The following is a 24,264-nucleotide window of genomic DNA, read 5'->3' as shown; positions in this document are numbered from 1 at the left end:
ACGCTGAAGTTCTTCCAGGAGGTTTTCCATATCCTCCCGAACGTGTTCAGCATGGCCGAGGCGGACCTGATTCTGGTGCTGCTGTCGCTGATCGACATGGCGCTGGTGGGCGGGCTGCTGGTGATGGTGATGATCTCCGGCTACGAGAACTTCGTCTCCCAGCTGGACATTGAGGAGGGCAAGGAAAAGCTCAGCTGGCTGGGCAAGATGGACTCCGGCTCGCTGAAGATGAAAGTGGCGGCTTCCATCGTGGCGATTTCCTCGATCCATCTGCTCAAGGTGTTCATGGATGCCAAGAACATCGAGCCGGTGTACCTGAAGTGGTACGTGATCATCCACATGACCTTCGTGCTGTCGGCCTTCGCCATGGGTTACCTGGACAAGCTGACCAAGCACGAGCACTGACGCCGCAGCCTTTCCCGCTTCACCCGACCGCCCGTTCGCTGCTCAGCGGACGGGCGGTTTCATTTCCGCCTTGCGATAATCAAATTTGTACAACATTATCTTGTTGTACAGTTTTTAACGGCGAGGTGAACGACATGAAGCTGCAAGAGCTGTTGGTCCGGGCGCAGGCGGGGCAGGTGGATTCGCTTGAGCTGATTTCCCTCGAAGGTGGCACCTATGTCCTCGAGGCGGTGACGGGCGGGCACCCTGTGTCGGTGAAGGATGCCAATGGCGTGGTCCTGCACCTGCGTTCCGTGGAGCATGCGCGCGACCTGCTGCAGGGTATTCCGCTACTGCCTTTCCATCTGGTGCACGCCGAAGTGCATGACGAGATGTGTGGCATGCCGCCCGCCGCCAAAGAGCCCCTGCGCGTACCGATCTCCATGCGCTCCGCCTGGTGAGTGCGCCCCGCCTGGCGCTGGTCCTGGGTGACCAGCTGAGTTTCGAGCTGGCCTCGCTGCGCGAACTGAACCCCGAGCGTGATGCGATTCTGATGGCCGAGGTGGTCGAAGAGGCCACCTACGTGCCCCATCACCCGCAGAAGATCGCGCTGATCTTCAGCGCCATGCGCCACTTCGCCGAGGCCCTGCGCCAGCGTGGCTGGCGCGTCCTTTATTCGCGCCTGGACGATCCGCACAACAGCGGCTCGATCGTTGGCGAGCTGCGGCGTGGGCTGGAGCAGCTGGGCGCCGGCGAGATTCATCTCACCGAGTGTGGCGAGTGGCGCCTGCAGCAGGCGCTGTGCGACAGCGGTCTGCCGCTGGTCTGGCATGCCGACCGGCGTTTCTTCTGCTCGCGCGAGTGGTTTGCCGGCTGGGCGCATGGCAAGCGCCAGCTGCGCATGGAGTTCTTCTACCGCGAGATGCGGCGCAAGCATGGCGTACTGATGAACGCTGACGGCACACCGGTTGGTGGTGCCTGGAATTTCGATGCGGAGAACCGCAAGGCATTGCCCCGGCACACCAAGGCGCCAGCTGCCGCGGGCTTCGCCGCCGATGCCATGACCCGCGAGGTACTGCGGCTGGTCGGCGAGCGCTTCTCCGCGCATTACGGTTCGCTGGCGGGCTTCGACTATCCGGTGACCCACGCCGAGGCCGAGCAGCTCTGGCAGCATTTCCTCGACTTCGCTCTGCCGGCCTTCGGTGACTACCAGGATGCCATGGCCAGCGGCGAGCCCTATCTGTTCCACGCGCGCATCAGTGCGGCGCTGAACATTGGTCTGCTCGACGTGCGCCGGCTGTGCGCCGACGTCGAGTCGGCCTACTGGGCCGGGCGGGTGCCGCTCAACGCAGCCGAGGGCTTCATCCGCCAGCTGCTCGGCTGGCGCGAGTACGTGCGCGGCATCTACTGGCTGCACATGCCGGACTACGCCACGCGCAACGCCTTCGGCAATACCCGTGCGCTGCCCGAGTTCTACTGGACCGGGCAGACCCGCATGAACTGCATGCGCCAGGCCATCGGCCAGACTCTGGAACTGGCCTACGCCCATCACATTCAGCGCTTGATGGTCACCGGCAACTTCGCCTTGCTGGCCGGCATCGTGCCGCAGCAGGTCTGCGACTGGTACCTGGCGGTGTACATGGATGCCTTCGACTGGGTCGAGCTGCCCAATACCCTGGGTATGGTGATGCATGCCGACGGTGGCTACCTGGGGTCCAAGCCCTACTGCGCCAGCGGCCAGTACATCAAGCGCATGTCGGATTACTGCGGCGACTGCGCCTATAAGGTCAGCGAAAGCACCGGCGAGTCGGCCTGCCCGTTCAATGCGCTGTACTGGCACTTCCTCATGCGCCACCGCGACCAGCTGCGCGGCAACCAGCGCCTGGGCATGGTCTATCGCAACCTGGAGCGCATGACGGAGGAACGCCAGCAGGCGCTCTGGCAGCGCGGCGACCAGCTGCTGGCGCGCCTGGATGCCGGGGAGATGCTGTGAGGAAGAAGGCCGACCTGCCCAGCAAGCCCTGTGCGACCTGTGGCCGGCCGCTGGTCTGGCGGCGCAAGTGGGCGGCCTGCTGGGACGAGGTGCGCCACTGCTCCGAGCGCTGCCGGCGCAACCGCGCGCGTCCCGGCGGGTCTTGAGTCGCCGCCTGTGCTAGTCTGGCCGGCCTTTTGACCCCTGTGGAGCCGGCCATGTCCGAACTCGATCTTTCCACCGACCAAGCCCGCGTCAGCTATGGCATCGGCCGTCAGCTGGGTGACCAGCTGCGTGACAACCCGCCGCCCGGCGCCAGCCTGGAAGCCATCGTCGCCGGTCTGCGCGACGCTTTCCATGGCCAGCCCAGCCAGGTTGATCCTGAAGCACTGAACGCCAGCTTCCGTGTGATCCGTGAAATCATGCAGGCCGAAGCCGCCGCCAAGGCCGAGAAGGCCGCTGCCGCTGGCCGCGACTATCTGGTGGAGAACGCCAAGCGCGAAGGCGTGACTGTGCTCGAGTCCGGTCTGCAGTACGAAGTGCTGGTCGCCGGCGAGGGCGCCAAGCCGTCGCGCGAAGACCACGTGCGCACTCACTACCACGGCACCCTGATCGACGGCACCGTGTTCGACAGCTCCTACGATCGCGGCCAGCCGGCCGAATTCCCGGTCGGCGGCGTGATCGCCGGTTGGGTCGAGGCCCTGCAGCTGATGAACGCCGGCAGCAAGTGGCGCCTGCACGTGCCGAGCGAGCTGGCCTATGGTGGCCAGGCCGTCGGCAGCATCCCGCCGCACAGCGTGCTGGTGTTCGACGTCGAGCTGCTCGACATCCTGTAAGAAGCGATGCCCGGAGCGGTCGTCCTGACCGATCCGGGCATCCGCAGAAGCGCCATTGCTTCTGCTCATGGGTCGTGCCCATGTCCCGGCGCCTCCTTGTGCCGGGGTGGATGCGCAGAGCGACCGCCGTTGGTCGCTCGCCTTGCAACGCTCAGTGCAGTTCGCCCTGCGGCCGCAGCGCCCGGGCATAGCAGAACAGGAACAGGCCGCGCACCAGCTCCTTCAGTACGCCGGGTTCGCTCGAGCCGAAGTCGTGCAGATCCAGTTCACCCTGTTCGCGCAGCTCGCTGAGGGCGTCCTCGTGCAGCATGGCGCAGACCTCACCGGTCTCGCGGTTGAGGATGCGCAGGTAGGGATGCGGGCGATCCAGCCAGGCATCGATCAAATAGGTCATGGCTCATCTCCTTGTCGTCCAATCGGCTGGATATGAGAATAATTCCTATTATCAAAATAGCAAGCCTCAATCGTGCTTTTCGTCGGGCAACAAAAAGCCCGTCACAGGGACGGGCTCGGGTGTCGCCGGGCGTGCCTCAGTGGGTGCGGGCGACGGCGAAGCGGCTGAGTTCGATCAGGGCATCGCGGTAGGCGTTGCCCGGCAGGGCGTCGAGGCAGGCAATGGCCTGGTCGGCGTGCTGGCGGGCGAGGCGGGCGGTGTAGTCCAGGGCGCCGCTGGCCTGCACGGCAGCACGGATGCTCTCCAGGTCCTCGATGCCGCCTTTCTGGATCGCGGTACGCACCAGGGCGGCCTGTTCGGCGCTGCCTTCGCGCATGGTGTAGATCAGCGGCAGGGTCGGTTTGCCCTCGGCCAGGTCGTCACCGACGTTTTTGCCCAGGGTGGCGGCATCGCCCTGGTAGTCGAGCAGGTCGTCGACCAGCTGGAAGGCGATGCCCAGGTGGTCGCCGAAGTGGCGCAGCGCCTCGCTCTGCACCTCGGTGCTGCCGGCCAGGGCGGCGGCGCTGTGGGTCGAGGCCTCGAACAGCATGGCGGTCTTGCCGCGGATCACTTCCATGTAGGTGTCTTCGGTGGTGCTGGCGTCGCGCACTTTGGACAGCTGCAGTACCTCGCCCTCGGCGATCACCCGGGTGGCGCGCGAGAGGATGCGCATCACCGGCATGGAGCCGAGCTCGACCATCATTTCGAAGGAGCGCGAATAAAGGAAGTCGCCGACCAGCACGCTCGGCGCGTTGCCCCACTGGGCGTTGGCGGTGGCACGGCCACGGCGCATGCCGGACATGTCGACCACGTCGTCATGCAGCAGGGTGGCGGTGTGCAGGAACTCGATGGTCGCGGCCAGCAGGCGTAGGTCGTCGGCCTGGTAGCCCAGGGCCTTGCCGCTGAGCAGCACCAGCAGCGGACGCAGGCGTTTGCCGCCGGCGGAGATGATGTAGTCGCCGATCTTTTCCACCAGGGGGACGTGCGACTTCAGCTGCTGGCGGATGATGCCGTCGACGGCGGTGAAATCGTCCGCGACCACGCTTTGGAAGGCCTGGGGTTGCATCGGTGACAGGGGCTCCTGGAACGTTGCCGGCATCCCGGGTGCGGGAGGCGGCGAAAGGTCGGGTCGGACGGGGCCGGACCGGGCTGCGCGGCATGCTAGGGTCCGGGGTGGGGGCTGTCAAGGCAAGGCCAGGCGGGGCTTGCCTCGCGGCGGGTCTTTCCGTACAATCGCGGCCCCAAACTTCTATGGGCAACTCCCTGCCTTACGCAATTGCACGGGTGTCAGTCCGGCCCCATGCAGCCATGCCGGCCAATAACTCTTCCTATAAAGAGTCGGGTGAGCAGGTTTAACGGAGAAAAATCCATGTACGCAGTAATTGTTACCGGTGGCAAGCAGTACAAAGTCGCCGAAGGTGAATTCCTCAAGGTCGAGAAGCTGGAAGTCGCCACCGGCGAATCCGTGACTTTCGACCGCGTTCTGCTGATCGGCAACGGTGACGACGTGAAAATCGGCGCTCCGGTAGTCGATGGTGCCAAGGTTGTTGCCGAGGTGGTTTCCCAGGGTCGTCACGACAAAGTGACCATCATCAAGTTCCGCCGTCGTAAGCACCACATGAAGCGTCAGGGCCACCGTCAGTGGTTCACCGAAATCAAGATCACCGGCATCCAGGCCTGATCCCCTTTTAGGAGGCTATGACTCATGGCACACAAAAAAGCTGGCGGTAGTACTCGTAACGGCCGCGATTCCGAAAGTAAACGCCTTGGCGTGAAGATGTACGGCAGCCAGGCCATCAAGGCCGGCAACATCATCGTGCGTCAGCGCGGCACCCAGTTCCACGCCGGTTACGGCGTTGGCATGGGCAAAGACCACACCCTGTTCGCTAAAGTCGACGGCGTGGTCAAGTTCGAAGTGAAGGGCGCTTTCGGCCGTCGCTACGTGAGCGTCGTGACTGCCTAAGTCGCTGCTCGCTGAAAAAGCCCTGTCTTGCGACGGGGCTTTTTTGTTTCTGTATATCCTGTATTCCAGTGTTCACTAGCCCGCCGCTGCGGTGGGAGGCAACCCAATGAAATTCGTCGACGAAGTTTCGATATTTGTAAAAGCCGGCGACGGCGGTAACGGCATGATGAGCTTTCGCCGCGAGAAGTTCATCGAGAAGGGTGGCCCCAACGGCGGCGACGGTGGTGACGGCGGCTCGGTATTCCTCGAGGCCGACGAGAACCTCAACACCCTGGTCGACTACCGCTATACGCGTCGTTTCCAGGCGCAGAATGGCGAGAAGGGCGGCAGTACCGAGTGTACCGGTGCCAAGGGCGAGGACCTGATCCTGCCGGTGCCCGTCGGTACCACGGTGATCGACGCTTCCACCCAGGAAGTCATTGGCGACCTGACCCGTGCCGGTCAGCGCCTGATGGTGGCGCAGGGTGGTTGGCACGGCCTGGGCAATACCCGCTTCAAGTCCAGTACCAACCGTGCGCCGCGGCAGACCACGCCGGGCAAGCCGGGCGAGCAGCGTGATCTTAAGCTGGAGCTCAAGGTGCTGGCGGACGTCGGTCTGCTCGGTCTGCCGAACGCCGGCAAGAGCACCTTCATCCGCTCGGTGTCCGCGGCCAAGCCGAAGGTCGCCGACTATCCCTTCACCACTCTGGTGCCGAACCTGGGCGTGGTCAGCGTCGGGCGTTACAAGAGTTTCGTCATCGCCGACATTCCCGGACTGATTGAGGGCGCTTCCGAGGGTGCCGGTCTGGGTATTCGCTTCCTCAAGCACCTGGCGCGTACCCGCCTGCTGCTGCATCTGGTGGACATGGCGCCGCTGGACCAGAGCGATCCGGCCGAGGCGGCCGAGGTGATCATTCGCGAGCTGGAGAAATTCAGTCCGGCGCTGGCTGAGCGTGAGCGCTGGCTGGTGCTGAACAAGGCCGACCAGTTGCTCGATGACGAGCGCGAGGAACGCATGCGTGCGGTGGTCGAGCGTCTGGGTTGGCAGGGGCCGGTATTTGTCATCTCCGCTCTGGAGCGCGAGGGTACCGAGGCGCTGAGCCAGGCCATCATGCGCTACATGGACGAGCGTGCGGTGCGTATCGAGGAAGAGCCGGACTATGCCGCCGAGCTGGCCGAGCTGGATCGGCGCATCGAGGACGAGGCGCGTGCCCGCCTGCAGGCGCTGGACGACAAGCGCGCACTGCGCAAGGCCGGTCTGAAGAGTGTCGACGATGTCGGCGACGACGATGACTGGGATGACTTCGAGGATGATGAAGACGGTCCCGAGATCATTTACGTCCGGGACTGAGAGTAGGTATCGTGCAGCGCCGCTTTATAGCGGCGTTGTGCTGACTGGCTGGGGTAGAGGGCATCATGCGGGACAAGGTGACCGGCGCGCAGCGCTGGGTAGTGAAGATCGGCAGCGCGCTGCTGACCGCCGATGGGCGGGGTCTCGATCGTGCCGCCATGGCGGTATGGGTCGAGCAGATGGTGGCCCTGCGCGAGGCGGGGGTGGAGCTGGTGCTGGTGTCGTCCGGCGCGGTGGCGGCCGGCATGAGTCGGCTGGGCTGGAGCTCGCGGCCGAGTGCCATGCATGAGCTGCAGGCGGCGGCGGCCGTGGGGCAGATGGGCTTGGTGCAGGCCTGGGAGTCCAGCTTCGGAGAGCACGGCCGGCATACGGCTCAGGTGCTGCTGACCCATGATGACCTGTCTGACCGCAAGCGCTACCTGAACGCCCGCAGCACCCTGCGCACCCTGGTCGACCTCGGTGTGGTGCCGGTGATCAACGAGAACGACACCGTGGTTACCGACGAGATCCGTTTCGGTGACAACGACACCCTGGCTGCCCTGGTGGCCAACCTGGTCGAGGCCGACCTGCTGGTGATCCTCACCGATCGTGACGGCATGTTCGATGCCGACCCGCGGCACAACCCCGATGCGCAGCTGATCTTCGAGGCGCGCGCCGACGATCCGTCGCTGGATGCGGTGGCGGGCGGTACTGGCGGGGCGCTGGGGCGTGGTGGCATGCAGACCAAGCTGCGCGCGGCGCGCCTGGCGGCGCGTTCCGGTGCGCATACGGTGATAGTCGGGGGGCGTATCGAGCGGGTGCTCGATCGTCTGAAGGCGGGCGAGCGTCTGGGTACCCTGCTGGCGCCTGAGCGCGGCCTGCTGGCGGCGCGCAAGCAGTGGCTGGCGGGGCACCTGCAGACTCGTGGCACCCTGGTGCTGGATGCGGGGGCTGTGAAGGCGCTGGCGGTCGATCACAAGAGTCTGCTGCCGGTCGGGGTGCGCGAAGTGCAGGGCAGCTTCCGCCGCGGCGAGATGGTGGTCTGCGTGGGGCCTGATGGTCGCGAGATCGCCCGCGGCCTGGCCAACTACAGCGCCCTGGAGGCGCAGAAGATCGTCGGTCAGCCGTCCGATGCCATCGAGAAGCTGCTGGGCTATGTCGATGAGCCGGAGCTGGTGCATCGGGATAATCTGATTTTGGTTTAGGGAGAGCGCCATGCGTGTTGCGAAGGGATTGCTGGGGTTGTGTCTGGCGCTGCCGCTGGTCGTGCAGGCGGAGGAGATCGGCGAGGTCTCCACGGTGTTCAAGTGGGTTGGTCCGAACGACAAGATCGTCGTCGAGGCCTTCGATGATCCCAAGGTGGAAGGGGTGACCTGCTACCTGTCGCGGGCCAAGACCGGTGGTGTCAAGGGTGGTCTGGGCCTGGCCGAGGATCGTGCCGAGGCGTCGATTGCCTGTCGTCAGGTCGGGCCGATTCGCTTCACCGGCAAGCTCAAGGATGGCGAGGAGGTGTTCAAGGAGCGCACTTCGCTGGTGTTCAAGACCATGCAGGTGGTGCGTTTCTTCGATCAGAAGCGCAACACCCTGGTCTATCTGGTGTACAGCGACCGGGTGATCGAAGGCAGTCCGCAGAATGCGGTGACGGCTATTCCGATCCTGCCCTGGGCGGCGCAGTAAGAAAAAAGCCGGAGCATGCTCCGGCTTTTTTATGTGAGTTGTGCAGATTGCAGGCAATAAAAAACCGGCCCTAGGGCCGGTTTTTCAAGAACACAACCAATCAGGCGGCGGTAGCCAGCGCCTTGATGTGGCCGTTCAGGCGGCTCTTGTGGCGAGCAGCCTTGTTTTTGTGGATGATGCCTTTGTCAGCCATGCGGTCGATAACCGGAACAGCCAGGGTGTAAGCGGTCTGTGCCTTGGCGAGGTCTTTGGCGTCGATAGCCTTGACCACGTTTTTGATGTAGGTACGAACCATGGAGCGCAGGCTGGCGTTATGGCTACGACGCTTCTCAGCCTGTTTGGCGCGTTTTTTGGCAGAAGGTGTATTGGCCACCGTCAAGCTCCTCGAAAACTAGGGGGGATAGCAACAAATAAGGCCGCGAATCATGCCGATGCATCGCGTGCCTGTCAAGTGCGGAAGTGCCTTCATGTGCTGGTCTGACCAGCGGTGGCTGGTTAAACTCCTCGCCTTCTAGTGTGCTGGCCCGTCGCGCCGGCCTTTCGGATCGTCGAGACTCCATGAATCTGCTCAAGTCCCTGGCCGCCGTCAGCTCCCTGACCATGGTTTCCCGCGTGCTGGGTTTCGTCCGCGATACCTTGATTGCGCGCATCTTTGGTGCCGGCGTGGCATCGGACGCCTTCGTCGTTGCCTTCAAGCTGCCCAACCTGCTGCGACGCATTTTCGCCGAAGGCGCCTTCTCCCAGGCGTTCGTGCCGATCCTGGCTGAGTACAAGACCCAGCAGGGTGAGGAAGCGACCCGTACCTTCCTTGCTTATGTGGCGGGCCTGCTGACCCTGGTGTTGGCGCTGGTCACGCTGCTCGGCATGCTGGCCGCGCCCTGGATCGTCTGGGTCAGCGCGCCGGGCTTCGCCGACGAGCCGGAACGTTTCGCCCTGACTGTCGACCTGCTGCGGGTGACCTTCCCCTACATCCTGCTGATTTCCCTGTCGTCGCTGCTCGGCGCGGTGCTCAACACCTGGAATCGTTTCTCGGTACCCGCCTTCGTGCCGACCCTGCTGAACGTCAGCATGATCATCTTCACCGTCTGGCTGGCGCCCTATTTCGATCCGCCGATCATGGCGCTGGGCTGGGCGGTACTGGTCGGCGGCCTGGCGCAGTTTCTCTGGCAGCTGCCGGCGCTGAAGCAGGTCGGCATGCTGGTGCTGCCGCGTCTGAGTCTGCGCGACACCGGTGTGTGGCGGGTGCTCAGGCAGATGGGGCCGGCGATCTTCGGCGTGTCGGTGGGGCAGATCTCGCTGATCATCAACACCATCTTCGCCTCGTTCCTGGTTGCCGGCTCGGTGTCCTGGATGTACTACGCCGACCGCCTGATGGAGCTGCCCTCCGGGGTGCTCGGCGTGGCGCTGGGGACGATCCTGCTGCCGGCGCTGGCCAAGACCTATGCCAGTGCCGACCGTGGCGACTACTCCAAGCTGCTCGACTGGGGCCTGCGCCTGTGCTTCCTGCTGGTGCTGCCCTGTACCTTGGCGCTGGCGATCATCGCCGAGCCTCTGATCGTCTCGCTGTTCCAGTACGGCAAGTTCACCGCCCACGATTCGGCGATGACTCAGCAGGCCCTGGTCGCCTACTCGGTAGGCCTGCTGGCGCTGATCCTGGTGAAGATTCTGGCGCCCGGCTTCTATGCCCAGCAGGACATCAAGACGCCCGTGCGCATTGCTATCGTCAGTCTGCTGGCGACTCAGGCGATGAATGCCCTGTTCATCTTCGTCATCGATCTGCGCCACGCCGGCCTGGCGCTGTCGATCAGCCTGGCGGCTTGTCTGAATGCCGGCTTGCTCTACTGGCAGCTGCGCCGCAAGGGCATCTACCTGCCGCAGCCGGGCTGGGCGAAATTTCTCGCCAAGCTGGTGCTGGCGGTGTTGGTGATGGCGGCCGTGCTGCTGGCGCTGATGCACTACATGCCGACCTGGGAGGAGGGCGGCATGCTGCTGCGCCTGCTGCGTCTCGGTGTGCTGGTGGCTGCCGGCGCGTCAGCCTATTTCGCGGTGCTGGCGCTGCTGGGGTTCCGCCCGCGCGACTTCTCGCGCCGGGCCGTGCACTGAGCCGGACGCGCTGCCTGTTGCCGCTGGCCGGCTGTGCGTATAATCGACCACTTTGTAAGCAAGAAGCGCGTTATGCAGCTGGTTCGAGGCCTCCACAATCTGCTACCCCTCACCCAGGGATGCGTTGCCACCATCGGCAATTTCGATGGCGTGCACCGTGGTCACCAGGCCATCCTGGCGCGCCTGCGCGAACGCTCGATTGAACTGGGTGTGCCGAGTTGCGTGGTGATCTTCGAGCCGCAACCGCGAGAGTTCTTTGCCCCGGACACCGCACCGGCACGCCTGACCCGTCTGCGCGAGAAGCTCGAACTGCTCGCCGCCCAGGGCGTCGATCGGGTGCTGTGCCTGGCCTTCAACCGCCGCCTGCGCGAGCTGTCGGCTGACGAGTTCGTGCGCCAGGTGCTGGTCGAAGGCCTGCGTATCAAGCATCTGGAGGTCGGCGACGACTTCCGCTTCGGTGCCGGTCGCAGTGGGGATTTCGATTTTCTGGTGCAGGCCGGTGTGCAGCAGGGGTTCAGCGTCGAGGCGGCGCTGACCGTCGAGCTGGACGGCGAGCGCATCAGCAGCACCCGCGTGCGCCAGGCCCTGCAGGCCGGCGAGCTGGAGCTGGCCGAGCGCCTGCTGGGGCGCCCCTACGCCCTGGCCGGCCGCGTGCTGCATGGGCAGAAGCTGGCGCGCCAGCTCGGCACGCCGACCGCCAATGTGCAGCTCAAGCGGCGCAAGCCGCCGCTGCGCGGGGTGTTTCTGGTCAGCGCGCTGCACGAGGGGCACAGGTTCCATGGCGTGGCCAATATCGGCCAGCGCCCGACGGTGGCCGGCGACGGCAGCCCGCACCTGGAAGTGCATTTGCTGGAATTCGCTGGCGACCTCTACGGCCAGCGCCTGACAGTGGAGTTTCACCACAAGCTGCGCGACGAGCAGCGTTTCGCCTCTCTGGAGGCGCTGAAGACGGCGATCGACGCGGATGTCGCCGCCGCCCGGGCCTACTGGCTTGGCCAACCGCTTGATTGATCGAAGAGCCTGAGATGACCGACTACAAAGCCACGCTGAACCTCCCGGAAACAGCCTTCCCGATGAAAGCCGGCCTGCCGCAGCGCGAGCCGGAGACCCTGGCGCGCTGGGACAGCATCGGCCTGTACCAGAAGCTGCGGGAAATCGGCGCGAACCGGCCGAAGTTCGTCCTGCACGACGGCCCGCCCTACGCCAACGGCAGCATCCACATCGGTCACGCGGTCAACAAGATCCTCAAGGACATGATCGTCCGCTCCAAGACCCTGGCCGGCTTCGACGCCCCCTACGTGCCGGGCTGGGACTGCCACGGCCTGCCGATCGAGCACAAGGTGGAGACCACCTTCGGCAAGAACCAGCCCTCCGACCTGACCCGCGAGCGTTGCCGCAGCTACGCTGGCGAGCAGATCGAGGGGCAGAAGGCCGACTTCATCCGCTTGGGCGTGCTGGGCGAGTGGGACAATCCCTACAAGACCATGGCCTTCGCCAACGAGGCCGGCGAGATCCGCGCGCTGGCCGAGATGGTCAAGCAGGGCTTCGTGTTCAAGGGCCTGAAGCCGGTCAACTGGTGCTTCGACTGCGGCTCGGCGCTGGCCGAGGCCGAGGTGGAATACCAGGACAAGAAGTCCGACGCCATCGACGTGGCCTTCCCGGTCGAGGACGCCGACAAGCTGGCCGCGGCCTTCGGCCTCGGCGCGCTGGGCAAGCCCGCTGCCATCGTCATCTGGACCACCACGCCCTGGACCATCCCGGCAAACCAGGCGCTGAACGTCCATCCCGAGTTCACCTACGCCCTGGTCGACACCGGCGAGCGTCTGCTGGTACTGGCCGATGAGCTGGTGGAAAGCTGCCTGCAGCGCTACGGCCTGAGCGGCGAGATCATCGCCCGCGCCGAAGGCCGCGCGCTGGAGCTGATCCGCTTCCGCCATCCGTTCTATGAGCGCTTCTCTCCGGTCTACCTGGCCGAATACGTCGAACTGGGCGCCGGTACCGGCATCGTCCACTCGGCGCCGGCCTACGGCGAGGACGACTTCCGTTCGTGCAAGGGCTACGGCATGCACAACGACGACATCCTCAGCCCGGTGCAGAGCAACGGTGTGTACGTGGCCGACCTGCCGTTCTTCGGTGGCCAGTTCATCTGGAAGGCCAACCCGGCCATTGTCGCCAAGCTCGACGAAGTCGGCGCGCTGCTCAAGCATGAAGCCATCCAGCACAGCTACATGCACTGCTGGCGGCACAAGACCCCGCTGATCTACCGCGCCACCGCGCAGTGGTTCGTTGGTATGGACCGGGCCGCGTCAGGCAAGCATGCCCACGACGGCAGCACCCTGCGCGAGCGCGCCCTGAGCGCCATCGAGCGGACCCAGTTCGTGCCGAACTGGGGCCAGGCGCGCCTGCACGGCATGATCGCCGGCCGTCCGGACTGGTGCATCTCGCGCCAGCGCAACTGGGGCGTGCCGATCCCGTTCTTCCTGCACAAGGCCAGCGGCGAGCTGCATCCGCGTACCGTCGAGCTGATGGAAGAAGTGGCCAAGCGTGTCGAGCAGGAGGGCATCGAGGCCTGGTTCAAGCTGGACGCCGCCGAGCTGCTCGGCGCCGAGGCCGCCGACTACGACAAGATCAGCGACACCCTGGACGTCTGGTTCGACTCCGGCACCACCCACTGGCACGTGCTGCGTGGTTCGCACCCGCTGGGCCACGAAGTTGGTCCGCGCGCCGACCTCTATCTGGAAGGCTCCGACCAGCACCGCGGCTGGTTCCACTCATCCTTGCTGACCGGCTGCGCCATCGATGGCCACGCGCCGTACAAGGCGTTGCTGACCCATGGCTTCGTGGTCGACGAGAACGGCCGCAAGATGTCCAAGTCGCTCGGCAACGTGGTGGCGCCGCAAGAGGTCAACGACAGCCTGGGCGCCGACATCATGCGCCTGTGGGTCGCCTCCACCGACTATTCCGGTGAGATGGCCGTGTCCAAGGTCATTCTGCAGCGCAGCGCCGACGCCTACCGGCGTATCCGCAACACCATGCGCTTCCTGCTGGCCAACCTCGGCGACTTCGATCCGACCAAGGACCTGCTGCCGGCCGAGCAGATGCTCGACCTCGACCGCTGGGCGGTGGACGCCGCCGCGCGCCTGCAGGCCGAGATCATCGAGGCCTACGCCGAGTACCGCTTCTGGAACGTCTATTCCAAGGTGCACAACTTCTGCGTGCAGGAGCTGGGTGGCTTCTACCTGGACGTGATCAAGGACCGCCAGTACACCACCGCCGCCGATAGCGCGGCGCGCCGCTCCTGCCAGAGCGCGCAGTACCACATCGCCGAGGCGCTGGTGCGCTGGATCGCGCCGATCCTGGCGTTCACCGCCGACGAGATCTGGTCGTTCCTGCCGGGCGAGCGCAATGAGTCGGTGATGCTGAACACCTGGTACGAGGGTCTGGATCGTCTGCCGGAAGGCTTCGAGCTGGATCGCGCCTACTGGGAGCAGCTGACCGAGGTGCGCGCCGCGGTGAACAAGGAGCTGGAGAACCTGCGCAACAGCAAGGCCATCGGCGGCAACCTGCAAGCCGAGGTCACCCTGTATGGCGACGAGGCGCTGCAGCAGTCGTTGGCCAAGCTCGAGGACGAGCTGCGTTTCGCCCTGATCACCTCGGCCGCCACCGTCGCGCCGCTGGCCGACGCGCCGGCCGATGCGGTGGCTACCGAGGTGCCGGGCCTGAAGCTGAAGATCGTCAAGTCGGCCCACGCCAAGTGTGGTCGCTGCTGGCACTTCCGCGCCGACGTGGGCAGCAATGCGGCCCATCCGGAGCTGTGTGAGCGTTGCGTGAGCAACATCGAGGGTGCAGGCGAGGTACGCAAGCATGTCTGATGCCTCGCGTTTCGGCCGCCTGGCCTGGTTGTGGCTGGCCGTGCTGGTGTTCGTCCTCGACCAGGGCAGCAAGCAGATCGTCCTGCAGGTACTCGAGTACGGTCAGCGCGTGACGGTGATCGACGGCTACTTCGACTGGGTTCACGTCTACAACCGCGGCGCCGCCTTCAGCTTCCTGGCCGGTGAGTCCGGCTGGCAGCGCTGGTTGTTCGCCGCCATCGCCATCGGTGTCAGTGCCGTGCTGGTGGTGTGGATGAAGCGCCTGAAGGTCGACGAGACCTGGCTGGCCATCGCCCTGGCCATGGTCCTTGGCGGTGCGCTGGGCAACCTCTACGACCGCGTCGTGCTCGGTCATGTGGTCGATTTCATCCTGGTGCACTGGCGTGATGTGCACCACTTTCCTGCCTTCAATCTGGCCGACAGCGGTATCACTGTCGGCGCGGTGATGCTGGCGCTGGATATGTTCAAGAGCAAGAAGTCCGGAGAACCTGCGCATGACTGATTCACTCTCACAAGAGCTGCGTATCGGGCCGGACAGGGAAGTCACCCTGCATTTCGCCCTCAAGCTGGAAAACGGCGACGTGGTCGACAGCACCTTCGACAAGCAGCCGGCGACCTTCAAGGTCGGCGATGGCAACCTGCTGCCGGGCTTCGAGGTCGCACTCTACGGCTTCAAGGCCGGCGACAAGCGCAGCCTGCAGATCGAGCCGGAGAGCGCCTTCGGTCAGCCCAACCCGCAGAACGTGCAGGTGATGCCGCGCGGCCAGTTCCAGGACATGGAGCTGTCCGAGGGGCTGCTGATCATTTTCAATGACGCCGCCAACGCGGAGCTGCCGGGCGTGGTCAAGGCCTTCGACGAGCAGCAGGTGACCATCGATTTCAACCATCCCCTGGCCGGCAAGACCCTGAGCTTCGATGTGGAGATCATCGAGGTTCGTCCGGCCTGACCTGCTTGACCGGGGAGAGGCGTAGACTCTCCCCATCGCCTCCATCGCGCGCCGAGATTCCCAGCATGCAAATCAAACTCGCCAACCCCCGTGGCTTCTGCGCCGGCGTCGACCGCGCCATCGAGATCGTCAATCGTGCGCTGGAAGTGTTCGGCGCGCCGATCTACGTGCGTCATGAAGTGGTGCACAACAAGTTCGTGGTCGAGGACCTGCGTGCCCGCGGTGCGGTGTTCGTCGAGGAGCTGGACCAGGTGCCGGACAACACCATCGTCATCTTCAGCGCCCATGGCGTGTCCCAGGCCGTGCGCCAGGAAGCCGAGCGCCGCGGCCTCAAGGTGTTCGACGCCACCTGCCCGCTGGTGACCAAGGTGCATATGGAAGTCGCGCGCTACAGCCGCGACGGCCGCGAGTGCATTCTGATCGGCCATCAGGGCCACCCGGAAGTCGAAGGCACCATGGGGCAGTACGACGCCAGCAATGGCGGCGCCATCTACCTGGTCGAGGACGAGGCCGACGTGGCCGCCCTGCAGGTGCGCGACGCCGAGAATCTGGCCTTCGTCACCCAGACTACCCTGTCGATGGATGACACCAGCAAGGTCATCGACGCCCTGCGCGCCAAGTTCCCTTCCATTGGCGGCCCGCGCAAGGATGACATTTGTTACGCCACCCAGAACCGCCAGGATGCGGTCAAGCAATTGGCCGCCGAGTGCGATGTGGTGCTGGTGGTCGGCAGCCCCAACAGCTCCAACTCCAACCGCCTGCGCGAGCTGGCCGAGCGCATCGGCACCCCGGCCTACCTCATCGATGGGGCAGAGGATCTGCGCCAGTCGTGGTTCGAGGGCAAGGCGCGCATCGGCATTACCGCTGGTGCTTCAGCGCCCGAGGTGCTGGTGCTCGGGGTGGTTGCCCAGCTTCGCGAATGGGGGGCGGTAGGTGCCGAAGAGCTGGATGGGCGGCCGGAGAACGTGACGTTCTCGATGCCGAAGGAGCTGAGAGTCAAAGAGATTTGACTATTCTGTAACCACAGATAAAGGGGCCTTTGGCCCCTTTATCTATTTCAAATACCGTTGCAGCTATTCCAAGCGTTTGCCAGAGCGCCGCTACCACCTTGCAACCCTGTCCCACTCAAAGTCAGTGTGCCTGTTCCTGCCAGCACGCCAGTCGGCGTTGCAGTTAGGGAAAAGGCCGTCGCAGTCTGTGTGGTGACCGCCACCGTTGTGTACTGACTTATAGGGCCTAAATTAGCCGTTGTGGCGCCGACGTAGGTGTTGTTCTGGGCTCTGAACCTTTCCATCATGTTCGCCGCTCCAACCAGCGAGGATTTGACCTCCTCGCAGGCGGATTTGCGCAAATAGGCTGTGTAGCTTGGAATTGCTATTGCGGCCAGGATTGCGAGTATGGCTGCCGCGATCATCAACTCAATCAGGGTGAAGCCTTGCTGGCGTGGAAGGGGCAGGCACCATTTCATCAGTTGATTTCTCCGTTATCCATCCAGAAGGTTTTGCCAATCGGCGGCATATCCAGCGTAACCGGCGGCAGGGAAGGACCGCCCTTCAGCACGACACAGGTCTTTCCTTGGCAATAGATTTGAGGGGGCGCTAGCAAGCCGCCGCCACTGCTGGCCTGGGTGAACCGATCGTCTGGATTGCCCGATACCGACGTCTGATAGGGCGTCGCATTCGACAGATTGACCGCATAGGCTCGGTTAATACCAATCGCAGCCTGGCACGCCTCGGTTGCAGTATTGGGTTCGTAAGTATTGAAGAACAACACCCCATTGGAGGTCAGTGCGCGAGTAAGTACCTTTTCGCCTGGACGGGTTAGACGGATGTACCAGCCACCCGAAGTTGACCCGAGATTGGCCTCGGCGGTGGCCTTTTCCGCCGAGCTTCCTCTCTGCACCAGATTGCTGGTGGCGTCGTAAAGGTTGCTCTCGGTAAGGGTCGTGTCACTACCTGCCGGGCCCGTGGTCAATGGCGTGCGGAAGGAATAGAAACGATCAGCCACTGCCTGATTCAGCGGATGCGCTCGATAGCCTGAACCAATGTTAACTGTTAAGGCAGGGGTTCCTGCTACGTTGAGTAGCGCGATATCGGGTTCTTCGTAGAAGCGCCTGTTGGTTGACTCGCTGGTACCGGACACGCGCGCGAAGACGCCATCGGTTCCTGCAGGAGAGATTAGGCCCGAGCCGCTGCTTCCGTTGTTGATGTAGAAGCGCCAGATCTGTCCGCCCATATCGCCCACAAAGAACTGGTCGGCTAGTTGTTCCTCATCGAGAACCAGAGTGTTGTTCGCATTTTTCTGGATGTCGATAACGCGCACAGGGCTGGGGATGCTGTACTGCATGCTACTCAGTGACTGTGTATGACCAGCGCTGTTGCTGGCGGACCAAATAAGTGCTCCAGTTCGTGCATTCACGATATAGATTGCATTACCCGTGTCATCTGCTGTGCGCACTGTTGCCGAGTCCTGATCTGCGTCGTAGCCGCCTCCGAAGATCAGAACGTCAGTAATCGTACTGCCAATTTTGATCTTGGTCTTGACCGGAGCTGACCAAGTTTCGCTCAGCTTAGTAAATCCAGGGGTAACGCCTCCCTCGATCTGCCAAAGCAGTTTTGGGTTGTTGCGGTCGGTGATGTCGAGTGCGTAGATGTTGCGTCCACCACGTCGCATCGTGGCGTAGGCATAAACAAACTCGCCACTATTGAGGCCGCTGGTAGAGCTGGTTGTGGGGTCGCCATAAATCACACCATTCTTGTTGGCGTCATTTACCCAGATGGTCGGAGTGTTATCCATACCGTACAAGCGAGGCTTAGCACTGGTTGAGCGAGCATTGTCGCGCAATTGTTTGATATTCTTCAGTAGTACCTCTGGCATAAACGCAAATTCTTCAACGCCAGTATCTGTGTTGAAAGACTGCAGGAATCCCTCGTTGGTGCCGAGAATTGCACTTTGGTCAGGGTCGGTGCAAACGCCGTTGGAATAACTGCTGCAGCCAAAGGTAACCAAGCGTGGTGTTGAGTGAATAGGGTCGCCCAGAGCATAGCGCGCTGTCGTGTTATCGGTATCTAGACCCCGAATGTACTTAAGCAGATTGCTTCTGTCCGTATCGTTCATGCTGGGGTTGCCGAGCATCGTCTTGGTGATGTTGTTGTTCGTTGGTTTAAGCTCGTAGGCAGTATTATTCAGACTGACTGCTGAGCCGCTGGGTGAGGGGCCGTAATAAGTCAGCAGTTTGCGACCAGCCGGAATCGGAAGCTTCAGAGCAGCGCCGCCCTTTGCAATGTCATCGCCATCCTGTGTTGCGCTCCAGAAGCTTCGAGCATTACTTTTGAAAAAGCCGGTAGTCGGGTTTATTGCCGCGGCTCCGTCTGCGTCGACGATGGATGCTGTGCCATTTTCTATTTTCAGGCGATAGCGCTTCAAATTACCTGGCCAGCGATCGTTCTCCGTCGGGCGGAACAGTGCAAAGTACAGTTCGTCGAGGTTGTCTGCTCGGTTGAAGCTGTTCACTGGCGCGCTGGCATTGACGAAAGTGGTGTTGGTGGCAAGGGCTTCCTGAACGATCTGGTCGAAAGCTGCAGCAAGGTCGCTCGCATTACTTGCTTGATAGGCTGTCCCCCCGCCCAGGCGGGCTACATCGTTGAGGAAGGTTTGAGCTGCGCCGCTGGTGTTGAAACCGATAGTATGTGTTGTAACAGTGTTCTTGCTTTCGAATGTCGCCTGGTCTTCCTCGTGCAGCCACTTTATGGCGCTGCGTCCGCATTTCTCATCGTCGTCGGCTGCATCGCCGGTGCAATTTGAGCCAGTAAGGCTGGTGATACCTGTCTGTGAAGCGGTTGTCCAACCGTTGGCGCCCCCGTCCGTCAGCAGTACCAGATAATTTGATTGGCAGGCGCTGGTAATTGGGCTGTCCGGGCCGAAGTGCTTGCTGGGCAGCTGGGTAAGGTAGCCTGCGGCTTCGTAAATGGTTGGAACCAGAGGTGTGCCTCCGTTTGCCGCGAGGCCTTGCACGATGCCGTTGGTGTAATCCCTAACGGTGTATATGTTGGTGCCCAGGCTGCCAAACTGAAGTTTGACTCTCAGCTGGATAGAGCTTGCTGGACTGCTTTCGTAGGACTTAAGCGCCAAGTTACTGTCGGCAGTCGGTCGTAATATCACGCTGAGCGAATTGCCGTCGGCCCAGTCGGGTCGAGCGAACAGGGCCTGTAGCTCCTGCCGGATATTGCTGTTGCTACAGGCCAGCTGTTGTCCGGCTGCAGAGGGAGCGAAGCTACAGCTGGTGCCTGTAGTTCTGGAGCGACCGCTCAGGTCACCGCTGTTGGAGGTAAATGCAGCAGAGTTGCCTGTATTTTCCAGGTGGACTGTTGCAGTTCCGCTGTTGGTGTTGTCGGCAGTTACTAGTAATTGTGCTTCCAGCACCGTCGCGCCACTACGAATGGGTAGCTTCTGGTAACGGGCGCCGATATAGGTCAGCGAGTAGTTGGTTCCACCAAAAGCGAGACTGCTTTCGGTCAGGTTCATGAATGTCGTGCTTGTACTATTGCGGCGGTACTGACGCGCGTCATCTTTGCCGTCTGCCACCGAGATATTGAGGATGGGGTTCAGACACCCGGAGTCGCCTCCGGTGTAGGTCACATTGAGGACTGGCTGTAAGTTTTTAGCTGCATCAAAGCTGTACATCGTCCTGCTGCCGGAGCCAGAGGTCGGTGTGAAGAAGAATGCCATCGAGTTGTTGCCGCACCAGTCGCTATTGCTATCGATAACACTCTGCACCAGTGACGTGACATTTGGTCCTTCGACATGCACTGAAGGGCTCTCGGTCCGCCATTCAGCGGGACTCCAATTGACGGTCGCGGCTGTTTTGGCACGGCCGGAAAAGTCTTCTCCCGTGCTAAAGACTCCGGCGTCGGCAGCGTTCTGAGCTGTAACGGCGAAAGTCACTGGGCGATCATCGGAGGCGGCGGGTACGAAGTCGATGCGTGCCGACGTCACTGTCGCTCCTTTCGGAATAGCAACCTCTTGGAAGCGCAGGCCTAGGGTACGCTCAGCCGCCTCCGCACCGCTCCAGGTGAGCTCAAGGCGAGGGGAGTCCACCGAACCGTCACCGAGGAACCAGTTGTAACTTGTATCGCTAGTTGCCCGAATTCGTATGGCAACGTCGCCGATAGGGTTGCTGCTGGGGGCAAGTAGTCTCAGATTATTGAAATTGCTCAGAAGATTGAACGTCAGCTCGTTGCCTGCCAACGTTGGCGTGATGGAGGTTGTATTTAGCGCGGAATTGCCAAAATCACGGTCGTCGATGCTTGAGTCATTGTTGAAGGCGGCGGCTGTCTTAGTGTTCTCCAACTTAATGGAGAAGGCTGGTGCAGCGGTATTGGTTTGCCTGGTTAGAACCAGTTTTGCTCCCGTGAGCGTCACTCCCTTTGGAACATTAAGATTGCGAAAGAGCAGGAGACCATCATTACCGCCAGTGCCGCTGCGGGCATTGATAGTGGTTCTAGTTCCGGCAGGGCATGTAACACCAGCGGCGGCAATTTTGGCGGAGCAGGCCGTGCTACCGACCACATAGTAGGAGGCATAGTCGGTCGTATAAGTTGACCCGCTGCCCAAGCTGCGTGAGATGGTTCCTCCTCCCGGAGGGGTGACGTAGCCCATGATTAGGGTGGAGTCACCAGTGTTAGTTGATGTTGGGGAGGTTGTCTGGCGCGTAGCGTCGTCACCACTGACTTTGATTGCGGGTGAGGACAGCTTCACGTTGAGCGGCTCATCAATATACTTCACTGGTGAGAGCAAGCGAGAGCTGTTGGTCTTGGTATTGAGCGCCATTACACCGACGTTTATAGGGCCGGCATTGGTGATGATGCTACTGAAGGCACTTTTCAGTTGAGCCAGGCGAGTGCCTTGCATTGAGCCCGAGTCGTCAAGTATGAAGAGCACGTTCGGGCGAATGCCCTCGTCGATGGCCGAGCCGCCAAAGAATATCTCGGTGTCGTCTGCATAGCTGAGCGCGGAGCTGAGGATAAGGCTACTCGCCAAGGCTCCACCAAGGAAGGTTTGCAGGCTTTTATTAATGGGTTTTCTCATGGTATGCATTCCTCGGTGCTACTGAATGGTGCGATTCAGGTAGCCCTGAACATGAAGAGCGCGAGCTTGGTTGTCAGATACGTTAGGTGCGCAATTGCTGGTGCTGGCATTGGCCGGATCGGCGCAGGCTTTTGCAACGCTGGTAATTTCATAGCAGGCGTATTGAGGCGTCCCCGCACCTTCCCCAGCATTCAATGAATATGACGGAACAACTGTGGCGCAGTTTGTGGGGCTTGGGGTGCTAACTGAGGTAAATGCCATGCGGTTGCCACTGCCGTCGGCAATTGCATGGTTGGTGATGTCAGTGGCTATCGGGGTTTTAACAAAGTTGCTGATCCACAGGTTTATGCCGCTCTCGGCCGCTGCGAACGCCTGATTTTGCTGTTGGCTGTTGTATGCCATTTTTTCCTGAAGGGTTGCAGTGCTGGCTGCAGTAATGGCGACGATGGTTAATATGAGGAGCAGCATAAGGCTGACCAGCAGAACCATGCCGTGCTGACGTGCATGTGCATTCATTGCAGTCGATTCCTCAAGTCGAAAGTGCCAGTGAACTGACGTGCGGTCATGTTGGGGTCATTGGCGCTAGATATTTGAAAGGTGATGCGGACAACATGAGCATTGCTGCGGTCGTTGGTTGTGGCGGATGAGCCATTGACCCAAGTGGTGGTGCCACTGTTGTCAATGCCGAGGAGAATGCTCTGAATGGAGGCATTATCGATGATGGCGCTAGAGGCACTGGCGTCTTCTGCCAGGCATAGGTTTGCACCGCAGTTGCTGTAGGTGACTTTGTGCAGATAGAGCGTTTGAATGTTGCTGCAGTCTCTGCGGGTGGCGGGCATAACGACTGGCGTGGATTCCAGGCGAGCGTAGTTGAACGTAATGCTGGTGCCGCTAACTGCGCTGATGGCGTCCGCAGGAAATGTCACGCCGTCGACCGTTATCGGGCTGTCAGCCGAAGAGCATCCTTGGTACCCCGCTCTCCGGGCATCTGCTCCGAAGATTTCCAGTGCTACGCGGCCACTTTCTTGGAGTCGAGCTAGTTCAGTACCGGTGCGGTCGGTCTGGCTGGTCCGCTGGAAAAGATCTAGCGCACCAATCAGCAATATTAGGCTGATTACCATGGCCACCATTAGTTCAACCAGGGAGAAACCTTTGGCCTGAAATTTCATAGCTCGACCCTCAGTACATACGACTTCGCACTTGTCGTTTTGAGCTGAGCGTCGGACTCGACCCAGTTGATGGTAATTAGATAGTTGCCAAGGCTGGGTGCCGTAATTCGAGCCGTGGCGCCCGGGATTGCGGTTGTCAAGTTGCTCCACCATTGGTAAAGATCAGCATTGGCTTGCTGAGCGGGAGTGCAGGTCGAACAATTCTCGGCCGCAGGTTGGCTGCTCGATACATAGGCGGATGTTTGGATGCTATTTGCTCGTATACGCTCCGCCATATCGGCTGCGAGCATGCTGGCTTGGCTCCGCAAGTAGGCGCCCTGATTGGACTGCATGCTAGTCATTACTAGGCTAGCCATGCCCAGAAGGCCAATAGCCAAGATGACCATCGCAACTATGACCTCAATGAGGGTAAAGCCCTTGGCCTGTTTTTGAAGCATTGCCATGCGTTAATAGCTCCTGCTCTGGCCGATACGGCTGATGCTTATGGACTTGCTCTTGCTGCTGTTGCTGACCGTCAGGTTGACTGCGCTGGTCAATTGGCCGGTGCCGGCGAAAGTGATCACGTTGGACCCGGTGACGCTTACACTTCCATCCAGATTGGCTATCCGAATGAGCTCCCCAGCACCTGCACTGCATCCATCACACTGGCCGTTGTTGTTGGTGTCCCGGAAGGCCATGATACGGTTGCTCCAGGGGGCTCCGGTACAGCTTTGCAGGTCCGTGGTGCCACACACTCGGGTGCGGGAGCGCAGTGTGATGGCTTCGCTACGTGCAACCTGCAGCATGCCGAGCATGGTGTTTGTGCTGGAGGTCACGCGACTGCTTTCCAGAATTCCTTGGAGTCCCGGTGCGCTGATCATGGCGAAGATGGCCAGTACCGCCAGAACGACCATCAGCTCGACAAGTGTGAAGGCTTTTTGCTGGGACATAGGACAATCCTTTTCTCGACGCTTGCATAATATGCGGGGCAAGTCGGTGGGCCCACGTGTTGGCGACAAGCGTACCGATGTGGCGATGGATTGCACTACTGGTTGCAGTCGATTGCATCTTGATGATTGATGCGAGGTCGGCCTGTGAGACTGATCACGATCTGGCGTTCGACCTTGCCGCTTGAGCACAGACTGAAAGTGCCGTTGAGGGCGCGCGTGGTTCCATTTCCTTCGAATTGCAGGTAGCTCTTCTGACGGAAGCTGCTCCATTGCCAGCTCACGCCCGGGCTCAGTGAGAAATTCTGAAGAAGGGTTTCGTCCTCATCGTAGTCGCCGTCACGATCGCCATCGACAAAAGCAAGGATTGAGGTTTGCCACAGCTGACTCCCCGTGCAACGTTGGCGGCCTGAGCAGAGTGTGACGAATTGCTGGCTTTGGACTGCCTGGGATCGGGCGTAATGAATTGCACTGAGTAGTTGATTGACGTCGGCCCGTTGCTGTTCGCGCCTGACCAAACTCGCCCATGCTGGTAGAGCAATGGTTGCTAAAAGGCTGATTAAAGATACAAGAACTAATAGTTCGG

The 24,264-nt window shown here is 61.6% G+C and carries 26 protein-coding genes; 16 read left to right on the top strand and 10 right to left on the bottom strand.

What is annotated here, in order from left to right; all coding sequences use genetic code 11:
• The 5 genes from PA6_RS20710 to PA6_RS20695 all read left to right on the top strand — a co-directional run.
• Positions 1-405: TIGR00645 family protein (locus tag PA6_RS20710; protein ID WP_021702945.1), on the top strand; the 405-nt coding region annotated here is incomplete at its 5' end.
• 134 nt (positions 406-539) lie between these two features.
• Complete coding sequence (locus PA6_RS20705; protein ID WP_021702944.1) at positions 540-845, top strand: DUF6482 family protein; 306 nt, start codon at positions 540-542, stop codon at positions 843-845.
• Positions 839-2,377 carry a cryptochrome/photolyase family protein gene (locus PA6_RS20700; RefSeq protein WP_043217190.1) on the top strand — a complete coding sequence of 513 codons (1,539 nt, stop codon included), beginning with the start codon at positions 839-841 and terminating at the stop codon, positions 2,375-2,377. Before PA6_RS20705 ends, PA6_RS20700 begins: the two co-directional genes overlap by 7 nt.
• Positions 2,374-2,523, top strand: coding sequence for a DUF2256 domain-containing protein (locus tag PA6_RS23080; protein ID WP_021702942.1), 150 nt, complete (start codon positions 2,374-2,376; stop codon positions 2,521-2,523). The genes PA6_RS20700 and PA6_RS23080 overlap by 4 nt, the downstream gene beginning before the upstream one ends.
• A 51-nt stretch (positions 2,524-2,574) precedes the next feature.
• The gene (locus tag PA6_RS20695; RefSeq protein ID WP_021702941.1) at positions 2,575-3,192 is read left to right on the top strand and encodes an FKBP-type peptidyl-prolyl cis-trans isomerase; all 618 of its coding nucleotides are present in this window, start codon (positions 2,575-2,577) and stop codon (positions 3,190-3,192) included.
• Between the two features lie 151 nt (positions 3,193-3,343).
• Here PA6_RS20695 and PA6_RS20690 read toward each other — a convergent pair whose 3' ends face one another.
• Together PA6_RS20690 and PA6_RS20685 are read right to left on the bottom strand one after the other, a co-directional pair.
• Complete coding sequence (locus PA6_RS20690) at positions 3,344-3,586, bottom strand: PA4570 family protein (RefSeq protein WP_021702940.1); 243 nt, start codon at positions 3,584-3,586, stop codon at positions 3,344-3,346.
• 136 nt (positions 3,587-3,722) lie between these two features.
• Entirely contained in the window at positions 3,723-4,691 is a 969-nt protein-coding gene (locus tag PA6_RS20685; RefSeq protein ID WP_021702939.1) for a polyprenyl synthetase family protein, read from the bottom strand.
• Between the two features lie 303 nt (positions 4,692-4,994).
• On the opposite strand from PA6_RS20685, the gene rplU reads away from it, so the two are divergent.
• The 5 genes from rplU (at position 4,995) to PA6_RS20660 (ending at position 8,574) form a co-directional block, all read left to right on the top strand.
• Positions 4,995-5,306 carry a 50S ribosomal protein L21 gene (gene rplU, locus PA6_RS20680; RefSeq protein WP_021702938.1) on the top strand — a complete coding sequence of 104 codons (312 nt, stop codon included), beginning with the start codon at positions 4,995-4,997 and terminating at the stop codon, positions 5,304-5,306.
• 24 nt (positions 5,307-5,330) lie between these two features.
• Positions 5,331-5,588, top strand: coding sequence for a 50S ribosomal protein L27 (gene rpmA / locus PA6_RS20675; RefSeq protein WP_021702937.1), 258 nt, complete (start codon positions 5,331-5,333; stop codon positions 5,586-5,588).
• 106 nt (positions 5,589-5,694) lie between these two features.
• Positions 5,695-6,918, top strand: coding sequence for an Obg family GTPase CgtA (gene cgtA / locus PA6_RS20670; RefSeq protein WP_021702936.1), 1,224 nt, complete (start codon positions 5,695-5,697; stop codon positions 6,916-6,918).
• Positions 6,919-6,983: 65 nt separating this feature from the next.
• Entirely contained in the window at positions 6,984-8,102 is a 1,119-nt protein-coding gene (gene proB / locus PA6_RS20665) for a glutamate 5-kinase (protein ID WP_021702935.1), read from the top strand.
• A 10-nt stretch (positions 8,103-8,112) separates the two neighbouring features.
• Positions 8,113-8,574, top strand: coding sequence for a CreA family protein (locus PA6_RS20660; protein WP_021702934.1), 462 nt, complete (start codon positions 8,113-8,115; stop codon positions 8,572-8,574).
• Positions 8,575-8,674: 100 nt separating this feature from the next.
• Here PA6_RS20660 and rpsT read toward each other — a convergent pair whose 3' ends face one another.
• Positions 8,675-8,947, bottom strand: coding sequence for a 30S ribosomal protein S20 (gene rpsT, locus PA6_RS20655; RefSeq protein WP_021702933.1), 273 nt, complete (start codon positions 8,945-8,947; stop codon positions 8,675-8,677).
• 185 nt (positions 8,948-9,132) lie between these two features.
• Between rpsT and murJ the strand changes: the two genes are divergently transcribed.
• From murJ to ispH, 6 genes are all read left to right on the top strand, one after another.
• Entirely contained in the window at positions 9,133-10,677 is a 1,545-nt protein-coding gene (gene murJ, locus PA6_RS20650) for a murein biosynthesis integral membrane protein MurJ (protein WP_021702932.1), read from the top strand.
• A gap of 72 nt (positions 10,678-10,749) precedes the next feature.
• A complete protein-coding gene (gene ribF, locus PA6_RS20645) occupies positions 10,750-11,688 on the top strand; it encodes a bifunctional riboflavin kinase/FAD synthetase (protein ID WP_021702931.1) in 939 nt (312 codons plus the stop codon).
• A gap of 14 nt (positions 11,689-11,702) precedes the next feature.
• Positions 11,703-14,549, top strand: a complete 2,847-nt coding sequence (ileS, locus tag PA6_RS20640) for an isoleucine--tRNA ligase (protein ID WP_021702930.1) — start codon at positions 11,703-11,705, stop codon at positions 14,547-14,549.
• Positions 14,542-15,051 carry a signal peptidase II gene (gene lspA, locus PA6_RS20635; RefSeq protein WP_021702929.1) on the top strand — a complete coding sequence of 170 codons (510 nt, stop codon included), beginning with the start codon at positions 14,542-14,544 and terminating at the stop codon, positions 15,049-15,051. The genes ileS and lspA overlap by 8 nt, the downstream gene beginning before the upstream one ends.
• Entirely contained in the window at positions 15,044-15,496 is a 453-nt protein-coding gene (gene fkpB / locus PA6_RS20630) for an FKBP-type peptidyl-prolyl cis-trans isomerase (RefSeq protein ID WP_021702928.1), read from the top strand. The genes lspA and fkpB overlap by 8 nt, the downstream gene beginning before the upstream one ends.
• A 65-nt stretch (positions 15,497-15,561) precedes the next feature.
• A complete protein-coding gene (gene ispH / locus PA6_RS20625; protein WP_021702927.1) occupies positions 15,562-16,506 on the top strand; it encodes a 4-hydroxy-3-methylbut-2-enyl diphosphate reductase in 945 nt (314 codons plus the stop codon).
• Between the two features lie 47 nt (positions 16,507-16,553).
• Here ispH and PA6_RS20620 read toward each other — a convergent pair whose 3' ends face one another.
• From PA6_RS20620 to PA6_RS23070, 7 genes are all read right to left on the bottom strand, one after another.
• Positions 16,554-16,964, bottom strand: coding sequence for a type IV pilin protein (locus PA6_RS20620; RefSeq protein ID WP_021702926.1), 411 nt, complete (start codon positions 16,962-16,964; stop codon positions 16,554-16,556).
• Positions 16,964-21,583, bottom strand: coding sequence for a pilus assembly protein (locus PA6_RS20615; RefSeq protein ID WP_052520206.1), 4,620 nt, complete (start codon positions 21,581-21,583; stop codon positions 16,964-16,966). Before PA6_RS20615 ends, PA6_RS20620 begins: the two co-directional genes overlap by 1 nt.
• Positions 21,584-21,601: 18 nt before the next feature.
• The gene (locus tag PA6_RS23075) at positions 21,602-22,099 is read right to left on the bottom strand and encodes a PilX N-terminal domain-containing pilus assembly protein (protein ID WP_021702924.1); all 498 of its coding nucleotides are present in this window, start codon (positions 22,097-22,099) and stop codon (positions 21,602-21,604) included.
• The gene (locus PA6_RS22570; RefSeq protein WP_021702923.1) at positions 22,096-22,752 is read right to left on the bottom strand and encodes a PilW family protein; all 657 of its coding nucleotides are present in this window, start codon (positions 22,750-22,752) and stop codon (positions 22,096-22,098) included. Before PA6_RS22570 ends, PA6_RS23075 begins: the two co-directional genes overlap by 4 nt.
• Positions 22,749-23,195: a type IV pilus modification protein PilV gene (pilV, locus tag PA6_RS20605; RefSeq protein WP_021702922.1), complete on the bottom strand. Its 447-nt coding sequence runs from the start codon at positions 23,193-23,195 to the stop codon at positions 22,749-22,751. Before pilV ends, PA6_RS22570 begins: the two co-directional genes overlap by 4 nt.
• Positions 23,196-23,198: 3 nt before the next feature.
• Complete coding sequence (locus PA6_RS20600; RefSeq protein WP_021702921.1) at positions 23,199-23,681, bottom strand: GspH/FimT family pseudopilin; 483 nt, start codon at positions 23,679-23,681, stop codon at positions 23,199-23,201.
• 95 nt (positions 23,682-23,776) lie between these two features.
• Positions 23,777-24,264: GspH/FimT family protein (locus tag PA6_RS23070; RefSeq protein ID WP_155948013.1), on the bottom strand; the 488-nt coding region annotated here is incomplete at its 5' end.

The organism is Aquipseudomonas alcaligenes NBRC 14159 (assembly GCF_000467105.1).
GTDB lineage: Bacteria > Pseudomonadota > Gammaproteobacteria > Pseudomonadales > Pseudomonadaceae > Aquipseudomonas > Aquipseudomonas alcaligenes.
This window is presented reverse-complemented; position numbering and strand designations above follow the sequence as displayed.

Bases quoted from the DNA above. Each gene is read 5' to 3' on its own strand.
- PA6_RS20705 (WP_021702944.1), top strand. From the start codon at position 540: ATGAAGCTGCAAGAGCTGTTGGTCCGGGCGCAGGCGGGGCAGGTGGAT.
- PA6_RS20695 (WP_021702941.1), top strand. From the start codon at position 2,575: ATGTCCGAACTCGATCTTTCCACCGACCAAGCCCGCGTCAGCTATGGC.
- PA6_RS20690 (WP_021702940.1), bottom strand. From the start codon at position 3,586: ATGACCTATTTGATCGATGCCTGGCTGGATCGCCCGCATCCCTACCTG.
- PA6_RS20685 (WP_021702939.1), bottom strand. From the start codon at position 4,691: ATGCAACCCCAGGCCTTCCAAAGCGTGGTCGCGGACGATTTCACCGCC.
- rplU (WP_021702938.1), top strand. From the start codon at position 4,995: ATGTACGCAGTAATTGTTACCGGTGGCAAGCAGTACAAAGTCGCCGAA.
- rpmA (WP_021702937.1), top strand. From the start codon at position 5,331: ATGGCACACAAAAAAGCTGGCGGTAGTACTCGTAACGGCCGCGATTCC.
- cgtA (WP_021702936.1), top strand. From the start codon at position 5,695: ATGAAATTCGTCGACGAAGTTTCGATATTTGTAAAAGCCGGCGACGGC.
- proB (WP_021702935.1), top strand. From the start codon at position 6,984: ATGCGGGACAAGGTGACCGGCGCGCAGCGCTGGGTAGTGAAGATCGGC.
- PA6_RS20660 (WP_021702934.1), top strand. From the start codon at position 8,113: ATGCGTGTTGCGAAGGGATTGCTGGGGTTGTGTCTGGCGCTGCCGCTG.
- murJ (WP_021702932.1), top strand. From the start codon at position 9,133: ATGAATCTGCTCAAGTCCCTGGCCGCCGTCAGCTCCCTGACCATGGTT.
- ribF (WP_021702931.1), top strand. From the start codon at position 10,750: ATGCAGCTGGTTCGAGGCCTCCACAATCTGCTACCCCTCACCCAGGGA.
- ileS (WP_021702930.1), top strand. From the start codon at position 11,703: ATGACCGACTACAAAGCCACGCTGAACCTCCCGGAAACAGCCTTCCCG.
- lspA (WP_021702929.1), top strand. From the start codon at position 14,542: ATGTCTGATGCCTCGCGTTTCGGCCGCCTGGCCTGGTTGTGGCTGGCC.
- fkpB (WP_021702928.1), top strand. From the start codon at position 15,044: ATGACTGATTCACTCTCACAAGAGCTGCGTATCGGGCCGGACAGGGAA.
- ispH (WP_021702927.1), top strand. From the start codon at position 15,562: ATGCAAATCAAACTCGCCAACCCCCGTGGCTTCTGCGCCGGCGTCGAC.
- PA6_RS20620 (WP_021702926.1), bottom strand. From the start codon at position 16,964: ATGAAATGGTGCCTGCCCCTTCCACGCCAGCAAGGCTTCACCCTGATT.
- PA6_RS20615 (WP_052520206.1), bottom strand. From the start codon at position 21,583: ATGAGAAAACCCATTAATAAAAGCCTGCAAACCTTCCTTGGTGGAGCC.
- PA6_RS23075 (WP_021702924.1), bottom strand. From the start codon at position 22,099: ATGAATGCACATGCACGTCAGCACGGCATGGTTCTGCTGGTCAGCCTT.
- PA6_RS22570 (WP_021702923.1), bottom strand. From the start codon at position 22,752: ATGAAATTTCAGGCCAAAGGTTTCTCCCTGGTTGAACTAATGGTGGCC.
- pilV (WP_021702922.1), bottom strand. From the start codon at position 23,195: ATGGCAATGCTTCAAAAACAGGCCAAGGGCTTTACCCTCATTGAGGTC.
- PA6_RS20600 (WP_021702921.1), bottom strand. From the start codon at position 23,681: ATGTCCCAGCAAAAAGCCTTCACACTTGTCGAGCTGATGGTCGTTCTG.